Here is a 16822-nt window from a genome sequence, read left to right as displayed (position 1 = left end):
AATGGATGAGGAGGGTATGTGAAATGAAAAAAGCATTCGCACATCTTTTGGCCACTTCCGCAACGGTCGCAGCGGGTGTGGCCTTGGTACCAGCCATCGCTGCTGCGCAGGAGCAAGGTGCGCAGGCGGAAACCGGCAATTCCGGTTTCCGGGAGATCATCGTTACTGCGCAGCGGCGCGAAGAGAAATTGCAGGACGTTCCTATCGCGATCACGGCGCTGTCTGCCGATAGCTTGCGTGAGCGGGGCGTTACCCAGATGCAGGATCTGCAGTCGTCGGTCCCCTCGCTGGTGATTGCGCCGAACGGCCAGGCTTCGCGCGATGTGATGTCGCCTTCCATGCGCGGGCAGAGCGCGGCGTTCCAGGGCTCTCCCGCGGTCGTCGTCTATATGAATGAAGTGCCTTTGCCCGCGGCCTTTACGCTGAGCAGCCAGGGCGGCCCCGGCAATTTCGTCGATCTCCAGAATGTGCAGGTTCTGGCAGGTGTGCAGGGCACACTGTTCGGCCGCAACACCACGGGTGGGGCGATCCTTCTGACACCCGCCAAACCGACAGACCGCTTCGAAGGCTATGTCCAGGGTGGCTATGGCAACTACGACATGAAAGAACTCGAAGCGGTGGTGAACATCTCGATCTCCGACCGGCTCAAGGTCCGTATCGTGGGGGCCGGTCGGGACCGCGATGGTTTCACCAGGGATGTGAACTGGCACAAGGATCGCGATAACCAGCACTGGCGGATGGCGCGCATCGGTGTGCAATGGGATCCTAGCGACACCATTTCGAACTATACGATGGCATACTACGGGTATTCCAAGACCCACGGCAGCGGTACGATCGCCAAGAGTTTCAACACCAATTATCTGACGGCATTGAATGCTTTTGGCTTCACGTTCGATGCCGCCTATCTCAACGGTCTGATTGCGCAGCAAAAGGATCTCGGCATTCGCAAGACGGCGCATGGCGTGGACGATTTTGCCAAGATCACCACATGGGGCGTGTCAAACACCACCGATATTCAGCTTTCGGAAGGTCTGAAGCTGCGCAATATCGCGAGCTATGCCTTTCTCAAGTCATACTATGCGTCGGATGCGGATGCGACCATAGCCCCCGTCTACGACACGGGTGAAACGGTCGAAAGCCGCACATCACCGCGCGACTATTTCCGTATCTATACCGAAGAATTGCAATTGCAGGGTGAAGCGCTGGACAACAAGCTCACCTACACGTTGGGGGGCTTCTACTTCAAACAGAAACCCGGTGGCGATATGATCAACTTTGCCACCAACGTCTGTAGCCAGCGTACTTCCGCAGGGTGCAGGATCGGATTGGGCGCGATCCAGAGCAGGAGCGAATCCAAGGCGCTCTATGCACAGGCTACGCTTGATTTCGGCGCTCTGTCACCTGCGCTCGACCGTCTGCGGCTGACGGCCGGATATCGCTATACCTGGGACAAGGTTGGCGGTAGCAATATTTCCTACAGCTATGCGCCGACTGCCGGCTACATCGGGCCTGTGCCCGGAAGTCCGGTGCTGTGCGCGTGGAAATCCATGGTCACCACCAATCCCGATCAGGATTGCTTCTTCGGGTCATCGCGCAAGGATTCCGCAGGCACATGGACGCTGGGGCTCGATTATCGTCCGGTCGACAACCTGATGCTCTATGCGAAGGTTTCACGCGGTTACAAGGCGGGTGGCTTCAACGCTTACGCTGTCTACGAAAATACGCGGACCTTCGGCCCCGAATTGGTGACGGACTACGAAGTTGGCTTCAAGTCCGATTTCAAGGTCGGGGGTGCTCCGGTTCGTCTGAACGTCAACGGTTTCTATCTGGATTACAGCAAAATCCAGCGCGCTGCCGGTGACAGAAATCCGACCACTGGCGGCAACGGCGCCATTACTCTCAGCACGGCTTCGGCCGTGATCAAGGGGGTCGAAGTCGAGGCGATGATCAAGCCGGTCGAAATTCTGGAACTGGGTGTCAACTACAGCCACCTCACGTCCCACTACAAGTCGTTCAAGTTCAATTCCAACTCGGGTGTTTACGACTGTACGTCGCAGCATCTCGGCGATCTCAAATTCGCCAATGCGGATATGACTTGCCGGCCGCTGCAATACCTCTCGCCGAATATCTTGTCGGTCCACGGGCGGCTGAACATTCCGGTTCCAGAAAATGTGGGTAATATCAGCCTGTTCGCCAGTTATAACTGGACCGATGCGCAAGACACCGCGCCGCTTTATGTGGAAACGTTCCCCGATGGTTCGGTGATGGAACCAGGGGTGCATCTGCCGTCGTTCGGGTTGCTCAATGCTTCGCTTGACTGGCGCAATGTCATGGGCAGCAATTTCGACATCTCAGTGTTCGGCACAAACCTGGCGGACAAGAAATATGCCATCACCAACACCGGCGTATATCAGACGATCGGTGCACAATCGCAGATGTATGGCGAACCGCGCATGTATGGTGTTCGTGTGCGGTATGCCTTTGGCGGCAAGGACTGACCGCGCATAATTCTCTCGTCCGGCGGTTGCGCGCTGCCGGACGAGAAGTGCTTGGCTGCCGGCTGGAACCCCGTTTGATCCGGTATGCCCGCTCCGCTCTGCGCAGTTCCAACCATTCTGAGTTGCGCAGTCGCCGTGAATATCGCCTGCGAGATTTCACTGCCATGCAGGGCATGCCCGGATTATGCTGCGCTATGGGATTGGTGAGAGGGAATCGGCCGCGCTGCCGGCAATCCAGCGAAATGGGAACTGGACCGCGACGCCCCGAATGTGATTGGCGCAGGACGCATTGCGGCAATTGCGCTTGCGCAACGTATCTGGCGGCAAGGGAAATACATGTCTGATTTGCCTGCAATTTCTGCAAATCGGCGCCGGGCGATTCTTGGAATGTTGTGCGTCATATACGCGCTCAATTATATTGACCGGCAGATCATCGTTATTCTTCAGGAACCGATCAAAGCGGATTTTCAGCTTAAGGACTGGCATCTGGGGCTTTTGACGGGTGGAGCGTTCGCGGTTGTCTATGCAGCGATGGGGGTGCCGATTGCGCATTGGGTTGATCGCGGCGCCCGACGCACGCGATTGATCGCTCTCATGCTCTTGCTGTGGAGCGTGATGACGGTACTTTGCGGCATGGCGCGCGGGTACGGGCAATTTGTCCTTGCCCGCATGGGCGTCGGTGTCGCGGAGGCGGGATTTTCTCCTACATCCCACGCCTTGATCTCCGATCTTTATTCTGCGGTGGAGCGCCCGCGCGCCTTGGGGGTGTTCGCCGCTGGTGTCCCCATCGGGATCATGGCGGGATTGGCCATTGGCGGTTTGCTGGCGGAATGGGTGAGCTGGCGGTTTGCTTTGCTGGTTGTCGGGCTGCCCGGCATTCTGGCTGCCCTGATCTTCCTGCATGTCGCGCGTGAACCCAAACGCGGGGGCGCAGATCCCGGGCATGACATGCTGAGCCCGTCGGGCTCGCAAATATCGCTTGTGAAAGCAATGGGCCATCTGGCGAAGCGCCGGGCGTTCCTGCATGTGATCGTGGGGACGGCGGTGACCGCACTGGTCCAATTGGCGATCATGGCGTGGTTGCCGTCCTTTATCCTTCGCACATACGATATGACCTTGTCTCAGGTCGGTGTGGGGGTGGGGCTCGTCGCAGGGATAGGCGGCATTGCCGGGGCATTGCTGGGCGGATGGCAAGGGAGCTATTTCGGGCGCAGCGGAATGCATCGTATGCTTTTCCTGCCGATCATCGGCTTGGCGCTTTGCATTCCGTGTTATTTTGCGGTGCTGCACGCACCCTCCGGTTATGCGGCCTTATGGCTTCTGCTGCCGCCGACCATATTGAGCGGGTTATGGGCGGCGCCCGCCATAGCGTTGACACAAAATCTCGCTCCCGTCGCATTGCGGGCCCGGGCATCCGCCTTGCGTGCGGTTGCATCCAATCTGGTCGGCCTGGCATTGGGGCCGCTCTTGACCGGAGTGCTGAGCGACCGGTTTGCCGCCAGCAGTGGAAGCGCTGCTTCAGGGTTGAAAAACGCCCTGATCATTATGGTGCTTCTTTTCGTCTGGGCCATTTTTCACTGGTCTTTGGCGATCTTGGCCTTGCGGCGGGAGGACGCTGATTATGGGACCAATCTGGCACCGCGATTGCCTTGATCATACGGTGGGCGTTATGCCGCCTCTATGTCTTCGGAAACCATGAGCAGAAAATCACATACGGCAGCCCCGGCCCGGCGGGCCTCGGCGCGTGTCCGCCAAGGATCAAAAGCGGCGGAGATGGGGGGGCGGGAAAAAGTCCTGCGTGCTGCGATACGGATTCTCGAATCTTCCGGCATTCGCGGGCTTTCTTTGCGCGCTGCCGGTGATGAGGCAGGCGTCGCACTGCCCACGGTACAGCATCATTTCACTTCGCTGGCGGCACTGCTTGATGAAGCATGCGAAGCGATCCTTCTGCGGGCGGATCAGGAAGCAAGTGAGAACGTACCGTTTGAAAGGGCCATCAAAGCCGATGAGGCACTTGCGCTCCGCAAGCTGGCCGCGGCCGCCGCGCATCGCTTGGGCATCTGTTATGCGCGGACGGTCGGGGAATTCACTGCCGTGGCGCATCTGGCCAGGCATCGGCGGGGGCGGGCGGCTTCACGAGCCTGGGCGGCGCGGCGCCTGCGGGAAGTGCGCCGGTTTGTGGGGGAGCATCGCGACCGGCGCTTTCTTGCCGAACTTTCCGTGGGCATGGAACTGCTGTCCCTCGGCTGCGCGCAAATGCCCAATATCGCCTTGCTGAATCAGGAACTGCTGGAAGGGGCATTGGCGCACAAGATCGCGACCGATGAAGTGCCCTTCTGGTTTGCGTGGGAGAACGCAAATCTGGCCCCTGCTTTGGCGATGGAGAAATCGCCGAAGCCGAATAAGCCGGGGCGACCTTCGGCGATGCCTCGCCCGCTTTACGCAGCGGCGGTTGCGCTGTTTGCCGAAGGGGGGCTTTCCGCCATGACTTTCCGTGCACTGGCGGCGAAGGCCAATACATCGGTATCCGTGGTATCCTACCACATTCCGACCAGTGCATTGATTTTCTATGGGGCTTATCGCCTGATCCATAGCCGTTCGGGTTGGCCCGGGCGCAAACTGGCGGAAGAGCCGGAACCATTGTTGGCTGTGGCCTTGGCGGACATCGCGGGTGTGCGCGCGCATTTGCTCTCATTTCAGGCTTTGGCTGCCGCGGCGACGGAGCCTGAATTCCAATTTCACGCATGGTGCATCCGCATGATGCGAGGGGGGCATTTCTGGCGCAACAACGCTGAAGATCTCAACCTTCGGAGCGAAGATTCCGCCCGCCATCTTTTCTCCGTCTGGCTTCTGGGGGCCGGGCTTCTGGCCGAGGCCACGCTTGATCCTGAAAAGAGCAGAGCCTTCCTGCGTGAGCGTACCACAAAAGTGCGAGAGCGCCTTGGATTAGCGGCGGTTCCCGAGCATCACCGGGTTGCATAAAAAGCGATAGCCATGCTTCCCGTATACCGATCGTTCCTATAACTTATTCCGGCGGATTTTTGCCGGAACCGGCTTTTTCCTGCGAACAAATCCATAACTTTTTGGGAGATCATCTCGCGATTTTCGGCCTCTATGCGTAATTGACATTCCGTATGTCATATGTACCCTATATATGTCATCTGTTCCAAATTATGGAGCGGCACAGGCTGCCGGGGCGGATGGATAGAGAGGGTGCATGGGCGATCGGATGCATAAATGGGCGCGTGCCGGTGCGGCTGGCTGGGCTATGCTCGTCGCGCAGTGCGTTATGGTTACGCCCGCAACTGCCGCAGTATCGCCCTGTCCCGCGTCGGCCTCTGCTGCGGAAGCGGAAAGCCCTTTTCTCACAGCGGAAGTCGCACAGATCGATGGGCGCCCGGTCGTCAGCTGGATGACGCGTGGCGCCAGCCACGTGGAGATCGCGGCTGGAAGCGAGATGGAGAATGGGCGCAGGGAGGCGCTGGGTCGCGGTGGGAAAGCCGGGCAGATCGTGCTGCCCCCATCCAAAGGCAATCAGCGCACATTTTTCCGTCTGACACCCGATTGCGGGCAATCGCTCATTGTCGCCGATCGCGACGTGTCTCGAACCAGGTTGCCGAATTTGCGGGATTTGGGGGGTTATCGCACGGCCGGGGGTGCCTGGGTTCGTATGGGCATGATCTATCGTTCCGGCGAACTGGCCCGGCTTGCACCCAGCGATATCAAGGCGCTTGAGCGGTTGCATCTGACAACGGTTGTCGATTTGCGGCATGAGCAGGAACGAAAGGACGCGCCAGGGGAGCTGCTCGCTGGGGCGCGTTATGTGGTTGCGGATGTCTTCGCCGATCCGCCCGGGGACCTGGGCAATATTCAGGAACTGATCGACAGCGGGCGCGGAGACGAGGTGCTTTTGCGTTTGAACCGGGCGATGGTGTCGTCACCGTCAGCCCTGCGGGCCTATTCCGCACTGTTTCACCTTCTCGCGCAGGATACGGACGGCGCAGCCCTGTTCTATTGCACGGCAGGCAAGGATCGGACGGGGTGGGCGGCTGCGGTGCTCTTGACGCTGTTGGGCGTCCCCAAAGAGACGGTTTACCGGGATTATCTGCTCAGCAACGGCTATCGGTCCAAGGAGATCGCGGCGGGCATTGGCAAACATGGCGCCGCTTTTGTCCCGCTCGAACGGGTCGCGCCCGAATATCTCGATGCAGCCTTTGACGAAGTCGATCGGCGATACGGGTCATTCGACAACTATCTGCGCGAAGGGCTGGGGCTCGATGCGAAGGCTCTGGCCAAGCTGAGGGACAAGTTTCTGCAGTCCGGCCCGGCATAGGGCTCGGAACGCCACAACATGGAAGAACATAGGGGAGAGAATAACATGAAAACAGGTGCCATATCGGCTGCGCGGGGCGCGTTGTTTCTGGGGGCAGCGCTTGTTCCTCTGACCGTTCATGCCCAATCTCCTGCCCCGGCAGGCAGCGGGCATCTCGAAGAGATCATCGTTACCGCACAAAAGCAGGCGGAAAATCTGCAGGTCGTGCCGGTAGCGGTCACCGCCTTGTCCAGTCAGGCGATAGAAGACGCGCGGGTTACCGATGTGCGGGATATTTCAGCTCTTGCCCCCGGTCTGATCGTCAAAGGCCAATCCGGCAGTTCCAATCTGCCTGCGATGTCCATGCGCGGCATTACGACGGGGTCCACCGGGATCACCGTCGATGCGGGCATCACGATGTATATCAACAACGTTTATCTCGGGCGGGCCAACGGTTCGTTGTTCGACCTCGCGGAGATTGAACGGATCGAAGTGTTGCGGGGCCCGCAGGGCACGCTGTTCGGGCGCAATTCCACCGGCGGCGCGATCAATATCATTACCAAGGGGCCGCGGGGCGAACTGGCGGCGAAAGTCGATGCATCGATCAGCAATTATGCCGGGCGGCGCCTGCGCGCGCGCCTCGATACGCCGGAATGGAACGGCTTTTCTGCGTCGCTGACCTATCTGCATGATGAAGAACGCGGCTCGGTCCGCAATCTGACGCCGGGCATCGAATGGGATTTCACCCGCCGTTCGAATGGTGTCGTGCAGAAAATCGCCTCGGCGAAGACTCTGGGAATGCGTAATGTCGATGCGGTTGAAGCCGCTGTGCGTTTCGACAACGGTGGGCCGTTCAAGCTGGATTACCGTTTCGATTATACGGATCGCGATGCCACACAGGCGGCGGTGCAGGTGCTTGGCTTCACCGAAGGTTCGGGCGGAGCGGCGGCCAAGGCCATTTACGATGCGCAGCCCGCTCTCGGCGGCCTGAATATCGTCAGCACCAAGCGGCTCAAGGCCGTGTCCAACGACATGATGTCGCTCAACACGCTGCGTGTTTTCGGGCATAGCGTGACGGCGAGCTATGCGTTTTCGGATGCCATCGAAATCAAGAACATTGCGGCCTGGCGCGGTTTCGACGAAAACACCGGGGGCAATGATATCGGCGGTGGCAATGCGCTGAAAGACCCGGCAGGCAGCGGCCAGCCTTACAAGATTCTGGCCACGATTGGCGGGACTCCGCAAAGCCAACGGCAATTCACCAACGAGTTTCAGATTACCGCTCGCACCCGGGTGCTGGATGTGGTTGCGGGCGTGTTCTATTTCGTGGAGAATTCAACGGGTATCCCGTCTCTGTTCAATCAGTTTTCCTTCACGGCGATACCCAATTACAATCCGCCCGCGCGCCCGGTCGCGTATCAGCCGCTGATCGCGCGCAATCAATCGCATGCGGGGTTCGTTCAGGGCACTTTGCATGTCACGGATAAGCTCGATCTGACGGCAGGCGCACGTATCACCAAGGATTCGCGGTATTACAAGGATGTGACGTCCGCATTCCCGAACGGGCTCGCGATCAAGCGGAAGTTCAAGCATACGGATTGGCTGGCGACAGTCACCTACCGGCCGACGGACAATATTATGGCCTACGCCAAAGTTTCCACCGGTTATATCGCAGGGGGTATCCGCAGCGCTATTCCTTTCGAACCCGAGGAACTCACCTCGTATGAAATCGGCGTCAAGGCGGACCTGCTCGACAAGCGCCTGCGCATCAACGCGGCAGCCTACACATCGAAGTACAAGAACCTTCAGGTTATGCTGTTTGAAAATGGCGTAACATTCATAGAGAATGCCGGGCGCGCCAATATCAAGGGCTTTGAACTGGAAGTGACTGCGGCGCCCGTTGCCGGGGTGACATTCGGCGGCAATCTGGCGCACACGGATTTTGAATACAAAGAATACATTCAGGTCGTGAATGGCGTTCGCAAAGACGTTTCAGACAGCCTGCACCCCACCGGGAGACCGCGCTGGACAGGCCAGGTGTTCGGGCAGGCGAGCACGCCGATCGAACAGATCGGGACTGCAACCTTCCGGCTCGACGCGACTTATCAGGGAACTTCCCGTCTGACCGCACAAGGGGGATATGCCAGCGCCGCATTGAACGATCTGGTGACCGACAAAGGGTTCTGGCTCGTCAACGCTAGAGCATCGTTGAGCGATATCGATCTGGGCGGCTCCAAGGCGCGTGTGTCCTTCTTCGTGCAGAATCTGACGAACAAAAAGAATCTCGAATTTGCGGCGGATGTCGGCTCCGTGATCGTCGGCTTCTTCCGCCAGCCGCGAACCTATGGCCTCGATCTCAGCTTCGAATTCTGAACTCTGCCGCAGGAAGCGGCGTTGACAGAAGAAATGAGCCGATTGGTGATCTAAACAAGAGTGGGGGCGGGGCAGCGATGCACGCCCCCACTATGGTTTGGAAGCCTTGCCACACGACCGCTGGGCGCAGCAATTATGCCGATTGTGCTGTAGCGCGCTCGATAACACGCTCCTGAAACCTGTGATGCTGAGGGCCGCTCGCGCTCTTGGCGTTTTATGCATTGCGGTCAGCCGGCTCGCCAACCTCCTGGGTGATGGCCATTGCCGATAATCTCCGATTTTCTCCCCCATTCTCACCATAGCAGCATTTCATGGTATTTCCGGCACGGCGCTGGAGGTCAAAAGTGGTTTGGTAGAATGGAAATATTGGTCATACCAAAAATATTGACAATCACATAAATGTACTGAAAAAAGGTAAGGCCAATGGCCGGGTGAAAACAGTTCAATACGGAAGGGTGAGGGGATGGTGCGTCGTGAAACTCTCTGGGTGAGTGCCGTTGCACTGGGCACGGTTTTGACGGTGCCCCCTGCATCGGCGGGAGAAGCGCCGCGTCGCACGATCGATCTTGCCCAGGGATGGCGCTTCCAGCAGGGCGATTTGCCCGCGCAACCTCTCACACCGGCTTTCGATGATGCAGAGTGGCAATCGATCAGCCTGCCGCACAGCTGGAACCGCCTGGGTGAATATCGCGCTGAGCGCAGCGCGGACACCAACAACTTTCAGGGCGCGGGATGGTACAGGCTGCGTTTCCCGACGCCGCAGAAACTGAAAGGCAATCGGGCGATCCTCCAGTTTGATGGAGTTGGCGCCATTGCCGATGTCTGGCTGAACGGCCACTATGTCGGTCAGCACAAAGGGGCCTATTCGCGGTTCCGGTTTGACGTCACGCCTTTCCTGTCCACGAAGGGGGACAACCTCCTTGTCGTCAGGGCGGACAACAGCAAGCCTAAACCGGGTAGCCCGACGGCCGATGTCCTGCCCATTGCCGGCGATTTCTTCCTGTATGGTGGGATATATCGGGGTGTTTCCCTGATCGTGGCGCCATCGGCCCAGATCGATCTGCTCGATCACGCCGGCCCGGGTGTCTATGCCTCGGTTGCATCGGTGGATGACACATCCGCAACGATCGACCTTGTCACCAAGCTGCGCAATCAGGATGGCAAATCGCGTGATCTGACGGTTGTTGCTGCAATCCAGGATGCAGAGGGCGGAAAGGTGGCTGAGGTGTCTGCCCCGGTCAGGCTCGCTGGCGGCGATGACACGAGTGTGCAGCAAACTTTCACTGTGCCCAAACCCCGCTTGTGGCAGGGGCGGGCCGATCCTTATCTCTACAGGGTTGCAGTGGAGTTGCGTGCCGGAGGCAAAGTGGTTGACCGGGTGGAGCAGCCGCTGGGCATCCGTACTTTTCATATGGACCCTGACAAGGGGTTCTTTCTCAACGGGAAATCCCTACCGCTGCACGGCGTTTCGCGCCATCAGGATCGCCTCGGCAAAGGTGCCGCCTTGTCCGATGCCGACCATGTCGAGGATATGGACCTGATCGCGGAAGTGGGCGCGAACACCATTCGTTTCGCCCATTATCAGCACGTCCAGAAATGGTTCGAACTTGCCGATGAGCGTGGAATGGTGGTCTGGGCCGAAGTGCCCTATGTCAGCGCGGCGTCGTTCGACGGCGGCGATCCTTCGCCGGCGATCGTCGCAAATGCGCGCCAGCAACTGATCGAACTGATCCGCCAGAATTACAACCACCCTTCTGTGGTGACCTGGGGTGTCGGCAATGAGATCGACAGCTATTCGATCTTTACTCGCAAGGCGGTGAAGGCAAAGGATTTGTTGAAGAACCTCAACGATCTGGCAAAGAAGGAAGACCCGCGTCGCCTGACGACTTTTGCCGATTGCTGCACCGATTCACCTTATGGTGGGCCGATTGATGCCGAACCGCTGGTCGGCACGACCGATGTGGCGGGCTACAACCGCTATCCCGGCTGGTACGGCATGAAGCCGGAAGACATGGGGCCGGCACTGGATGCCCTGCACAAGCGCTTCCCCGCCATGCCGATGTCGGTCAGCGAATATGGAGCGGGCGGAGCGTTGACGCAGCATTCGGACAATCCGCACGGCGGGGTCATCAATGCGTTCGGCCGGCCGCACCCTGAAGAGTTCCAGTCCCTGGTTCACGAGGAAAACTGGCGGGCGCTGAAGGCCCGTCCATACCTCTGGGCTGCCTGGGTTTGGAACATGTTCGATTTCGCGAGCGATTTCAGAGTCGAGGGCGATGCTATCGATCTTAACGACAAGGGCCTCGTCACTTACGATCGCAAGACCCGGAAGGACGCGTTCTATTTCTACAAGGCGAACTGGAGCAGCGAGCCGGTCGTCCATGTCAACGGCCGTCGCTATAGCAACCGTGCCTATCCGGTGGCGGATATCCGGGTGTACAGCAATGCACCCAGTGTCAGCTTGCGGGTGGATGGCGCCGATCTTGGCCCTCAGCCGTGCCCGGAACGGATTTGCGTTTGGCACAATGTGCCGCTGAAACCGGGAACGAACCGGATCGCGGCGAGTGCCGTGTTCAGCGGCAAAGCGGTGAGCGATGAAATCACGCTGAATGGTCCCGATCCGCTGAAAAATGGCCTGCGGATTAATGCAGGTGATCTTACCGAACAGGTACTGGAAGATGGCCGTCACTTCGGGTCCGACCATTTCTTTGATGGGGGTGAAGCCAAGGCCCTAAATCCCAAAGATATAACCGCCTTCTTCGCCCGCGGAGTCAAGGACAAGGTGGTAGTAGGGGCGACTTCGGCAGCGTTGTACAATGGCTATCGTGAGGGGCGGTTCGCTTATGAGATTCCGCTACCCGACGGAGACTGGCAAGTAACTCTTTCCTTTTTCGAGCCTGAGCTGACAGCAGCAGGCAAGCGGACTTTCTCGGTCAAGGCCAACGGCAAGATCGCCTTGGCTTCAATTGATCCGTTCCTGTTGGCGGGCGGCGCTCTGAAAGCGGTTGAGCGAAGTTTTCCCGTAACGGTGCAGGGTGGGCGCCTGTCCCTGGCATTCGAGCGGGGCAAAGGAGCCGCTCTCGTCTCGGCCATCGAAATCACCCGCTGATCGGGAAGATTGGCGCGAGGTCCGCGCATCTGAAATACGAATGGGAGGGAGTTCATGAAGAAGCAATTCATGGCGGCAACCGCCGTCATCGCCTTGTCTGTGCCTGCTGCCGTGCAGGCACAGAGCCAGACTGCAACGGCCTCGTCGCGCGGCGGCATCGAAGAAATCATCGTGACGGCGGAAAAGCGCGCGGCCAATGTGCAGGATGTGCCGGTGGCGATCACGGTGCTGAACGGCGATGCGCTGGAAAAGATCGGTGGCAGCAATTTTACCGATATCGCCAAAATGGCGCCCAGCATGACATTCCAGGATGGCGGCAACCCGGCAGTTAGCTCGATTTCGCTGCGTGGGGTGGGTACTTTCGCTTATGGCATCGGTGTGGAATCCAGCGTGCTGGTGGTGGTGGATGACATCGCTCTGGCCCAGCAGTCGCAGGCTCTGACCGATCTCGTCGATATCGAGCGGGTCGAAGTCCTGCGCGGGCCACAGAGCACGCTGTTTGGCAAATCGGCATCCGCCGGCGTGGTTTCCGTCACGACGAAGCAGCCCTCAGACAGGTTCTCTGCCCATGCCGAAGTCAAGGTGACGGACGATGACGAGCAGCGTTACGCATTGAGCCTGTCGGGCCCGATCACCAACACGCTGGCTTTCCGCGTGAGTGGAACGGTGTCGCGCTACGACGGCAACGTGCGCAATCTCTACACCGGGAAGATGGTCAACGGGAAAAAAAGTGACAGCGTGTTCGCCAAGCTGCGGTGGGAGCCGTTGGACGGTTTCGACGCCACCTTGTTCGGGCACTACAACAAGACCCGCACCGAATGCTGCGGGGCACCCTTGCGGTCACTGTCGCCATCGGCCCGGTTGTTGTTTATCCCGTCCTTCACGCCTGCAGTTTTCGCGCCGGGCGTCGTCCCTGGCAAGAGCAATACCAAGCTCGTTTCCGATATGGTCGCCACTCCCACGGGCAAGGATCGCGGCGTTGCCTTGAAGATGAACTGGGGCATCGGCGAGTACACGCTGACGTCGATCACCTCGCTCAACCGCTATTCGTTCCGCGATTACGGCGAAATCGACAATTCCGCGGTCGACGTCCTGGGCTATCTCACCGGCGGGCGCATGCATGGGGGCGTTTCGCAGCACGGGGTCTACGGCACGCATTCCTTCAGCCAGGAACTGCGGCTGACATCGTCGGACAAGCCGTTCAAGTACGTGCTCGGCGCGTATTACGCCGACAACGATCTCACGCGCGAATTCGAGCGCGGGCCGGTGGTGTCCGTAGGCAACTTCAGCGCAACCTCGGAATCGAAGAGCTATGCCCTGTTCGGCCAGGCGGATTGGCGGTTCGCGGAGAAGGTCGGCCTGGTGGCCGGCGCGCGCATCAATCGCGAGAACATCGCCTATACCTTCACTAACAACGTGTCCGGCCAGAACTTCCACGGATCGAATGGCGACACGGCGTTCACCGGCAAGTTGGGGCTGCAATACATGCCGTCGAAGGACGTCATGCTGTTCGCCACGTATGCGCGCGGCTACAAGGGGCAGACCTACGATCTCACGACCAGCTTCAATGCCGCGATCGCCGCGCTGCAGCCGGTGAAGGCCGAACATGCCGACAGTTACGAAGTGGGGATGAAGGGGACGTTCCTCGACCGCCGCCTGATGTTCAACGTCACGGCATTCACCACCGACTATCGCAATTTCCAGGCTCAATCGCTGGAGCCGACCGTGGGCGGGGCCCTGCGGCTCGACAATGTCGGTTCGCTGCGCACGCGCGGCGTGGAAGTCGAATGGATGGCGCGCGCGGTTCAGAATTTCACGCTGAGCGGCGGCCTTGCCTATATCGACGCGAAAATTAAAAAGTACCCGAACGCGCAGTGCTATGCCGGGCAGACCGTCGCGCAAGGATGCGTCAGCGGGCGGCAGGATCTGGCCGGGGCGTACCTCAGCAATGCGCCGAAGTGGAAGGCCAATATCGTGGCGGATTATACGGTCGAACTGCCGAGCCTGCCGTTCGATGCGAATATCAGCATGGCTTATTCCTGGCAGAGCAAGGTTCAGTACCAGCTCTCGCAGGACCCGACGACGATCCAGAAAGCCTTCGGGATCACCGATCTGAACATCGGGATAAAGGAACGGGAAAGCGGCCGCTACAGTGTGACTCTGTTCGCTCGCAACGTGTTCAACAAGCACTATGCCAGCGGCCTGTTCAATTACGTTCAATTGTTCGGTGCGGAATCAGTGACGCAGTTTCTTCCGCGCGATTTCTCCCGCTACGTCGGGGTCAGTGTGGCCGTATCCTATTGATGGGAGGAACCGGCCGGACATTTTCCGGCCGGTATCCTTACGCGCCATAGCATCGCAATCAGCTGTAGGGGGCTCGGGCTGAACGAGGAGGCAGAGCGCCGTTGCAGGTGATCACCCATGCCGCCAGGGAATGGCCACGATATGCGGCATCTGTCTGATTCTGCCCGCGCATACGTGCTTGCAGGTAACCCGCGTTGAATGCGTCGCCCGCACCGCTGGTGTCCAACGGTCGGATGGCCGCCATGGCCGGGATGTGTTGCGATTTACCGGCGTAGGACAGGAGGCAACCTTCCTTCCCCAGCTTCACCGCGATTTCTTTTGCGCCAAGTCGATGCCAATGGGCGGCAATCCGCGTTGGCTCGCTTAGGTTGAATAGCATCGCATCGTCGGAAGCCGTGGGAAGGGCGATATCGCACAGGCCAGCCATGCGCTCTACCGTGACGCGAGCATCTTCCACGCTATCCCACAGGCGGGGCCGGTAATTGCTGTCAAAGGCGACGTACCCGCCGTTCTGACGGACCTGACGGCACAGATCATAGACTCGCGGCCGCGCTTGGCTCGGGATCACCGCAAGCGTGATGAGGCTGAGATAGAGGAGTTCCGCGCCGGCCATGTGGTGCAACGCTTCATCGATGCCGGGCAGTGAAAACAGATGCCGCGCAGCGCTGGCGCTGCGCCAATAGAAGAACGAGCGTTCCCCTTTGCTGTCGGTGCGAATGGCGTAGAGGCCGGGAAGGTGCTCGGGATCCGTCAGGATATGGCGGGTGTCCAGCCCTTCGGCCGCCCAATCGCGGCGCAGATCGGCGCTGAAGGGGTCATTGCCCAGTGCGCTGACGTAGCTGGTGGGAACGCCGAACCGGGCCAAGTGCACCGCCGTGTTGAGTGTATCCCCGCCGAAGCCGAGCTGCCAGCCTTGTCCGCCATCACCGGGGTGGGCAAGCTCCAGCATTCCTTCGCCCAGAACTGCAATGCGCATGGTGGCCCTACCAATTCCACATGGTTCCGTCTTCGAGACGGGCCACCGGCAGATAAGCGGGCTGATATGGGTATTTGGCCGCTTCCGCCTCGTCGATATCGACCCCGTGGCCGATTGCGTCGCCAGGATAGAGATTGCCCCGATTAATATGGTACGCATGAGGGAACACGGCGTCCGTTTCCGGTGTGTGGCGCATATATTCCTGGATGCCGAAATTGGGTACCCAGGTGTCGAAATGCAATGCCGCCCCCATGGTCACAGGAGACAGATCCGTGGCTCCGTGGCAACCGGTGCGAACCTGATAGAGGCTGGCGAAATCGGCGATCCGGCGCAAGTGGGTAATCCCGCCACCACGAACCACTGTCATGCGGATAAAATCGATCAACTGGTTCTGGATCAGATCCTTGCAGTCCCAGATGGTGTTGAAGATTTCGCCTATGGCCAGGGGAGTGGTGGTGTGTTGACGGATCAGCCGGAACGATTCCTGATTTTCAGCCGGGGTCGCATCTTCCAGCCAAAACAGCCTATACGGTTCGAGCGCCTTGCCCAGCGAAGCTGCCTCTATGGGAGTCAGCCGATGATGGACATCGTGGAGCAGGTGGTAATCGAAACCGAACCGTTCGCGTAGTTTGGAGAACAGAGAAGGGACGAAATTGAGATACTTGCGCGTGTCCCACACTGCTTCGGAGGGCAGGGCCGCGTCGGCGGGTTCATAAAACATCTTGCCCCGGCCAACGCCGTAGGCATCGGTGAGCCCGGGAACGCCAGACTGCGCGCGAATGGCCTTGTATCCCATCTCGATGTATCGGGCGACTTCATCCGCCGTCTCCTCGGTATCGCGGCCATTGGCATGACCATAGACCATGATTCCCTCACGGCTTTTCCCGCCGAGGAGATCGTACAACGGCATGCCCGCCATTTTGGCCTTGATATCCCATAAGGCGGTATCGACGGCGGCAATGGCCGACATGGTGACTGGGCCACGCCGCCAGTAGGCGCCGCGATAAAGATATTGCCAAATATCCTCTATCCGGCGCGGGTCCTTGCCGATCAGGCAAGGAAGCACATGATCCTGAAGATAAGATACGACCGCCAGTTCGCGCCCGTTCAGCGTAGCATCGCCAATGCCATGAACGCCCTGATCGGTCTGGATCTTGAGCGTCACGAAATTGCGCCCTGGGCTGGTAACCACAACCTTGGCCGCATCAATTTTCATATATCGTATCCGGGTTTGTCTAACTTCACTATGT

General features: G+C 59.1%; 9 protein-coding genes and 1 pseudogene. 8 read left to right on the top strand and 2 right to left on the bottom strand.

Annotation, left to right across the window (positions count from 1 at the left end; translation table 11 throughout):
- The first annotated feature begins 23 nt into the window (after nt 1-23).
- From K5X80_RS12830 to K5X80_RS12800, 8 genes and pseudogenes are all read left to right on the top strand, one after another.
- A complete protein-coding gene (locus K5X80_RS12830; protein WP_222558112.1) occupies nt 24-2498 on the top strand; it encodes a TonB-dependent receptor in 2475 nt (824 codons plus the stop codon).
- A gap of 336 nt (nt 2499-2834) precedes the next feature.
- The gene (locus K5X80_RS12825; protein ID WP_222558111.1) at nt 2835-4151 is read left to right on the top strand and encodes a spinster family MFS transporter; all 1317 of its coding nucleotides are present in this window, start codon (nt 2835-2837) and stop codon (nt 4149-4151) included.
- A gap of 27 nt (nt 4152-4178) precedes the next feature.
- Nucleotides 4179-4370 (top strand): annotated as a pseudogene (locus K5X80_RS17305) (hypothetical protein); the annotation flags it as partial.
- Between the two features lie 354 nt (nt 4371-4724).
- A complete protein-coding gene (locus K5X80_RS17095) occupies nt 4725-5480 on the top strand; it encodes a TetR family transcriptional regulator (RefSeq protein ID WP_261390530.1) in 756 nt (251 codons plus the stop codon).
- Nucleotides 5481-5787: 307 nt separating this feature from the next.
- Entirely contained in the window at nt 5788-6831 is a 1044-nt protein-coding gene (locus tag K5X80_RS12815) for a tyrosine-protein phosphatase (protein ID WP_222558109.1), read from the top strand.
- Nucleotides 6832-6876: 45 nt separating this feature from the next.
- Nucleotides 6877-9183 (top strand): TonB-dependent receptor, encoded by a 2307-nt coding sequence (locus tag K5X80_RS12810; RefSeq protein ID WP_222558108.1) that lies wholly within the window; start codon nt 6877-6879, stop codon nt 9181-9183.
- Nucleotides 9184-9646: 463 nt separating this feature from the next.
- Complete coding sequence (locus tag K5X80_RS12805; RefSeq protein ID WP_222558107.1) at nt 9647-12292, top strand: glycoside hydrolase family 2 TIM barrel-domain containing protein; 2646 nt, start codon at nt 9647-9649, stop codon at nt 12290-12292.
- Between the two features lie 54 nt (nt 12293-12346).
- Nucleotides 12347-14596: a TonB-dependent receptor gene (locus K5X80_RS12800; protein ID WP_222558106.1), complete on the top strand. Its 2250-nt coding sequence runs from the start codon at nt 12347-12349 to the stop codon at nt 14594-14596.
- Between the two features lie 58 nt (nt 14597-14654).
- Here K5X80_RS12800 and K5X80_RS12795 read toward each other — a convergent pair whose 3' ends face one another.
- The gene (locus tag K5X80_RS12795) at nt 14655-15545 is read right to left on the bottom strand and encodes a sugar kinase (RefSeq protein ID WP_222558105.1); all 891 of its coding nucleotides are present in this window, start codon (nt 15543-15545) and stop codon (nt 14655-14657) included.
- A gap of 34 nt (nt 15546-15579) precedes the next feature.
- Nucleotides 15580-16788, bottom strand: a complete 1209-nt coding sequence (manD, locus tag K5X80_RS12790; RefSeq protein ID WP_222558104.1) for a D-mannonate dehydratase ManD — start codon at nt 16786-16788, stop codon at nt 15580-15582.
- Between the last annotated feature and the right edge of the window lie 34 nt (nt 16789-16822).

It is taken from the genome of Caenibius sp. WL (assembly GCF_019803445.1).
In the GTDB taxonomy this organism is placed as follows: domain Bacteria; phylum Pseudomonadota; class Alphaproteobacteria; order Sphingomonadales; family Sphingomonadaceae; genus Caenibius.
Note: the sequence above shows the minus strand (reverse complement) of the source record. Positions and strands in the feature narration are given on the sequence as shown.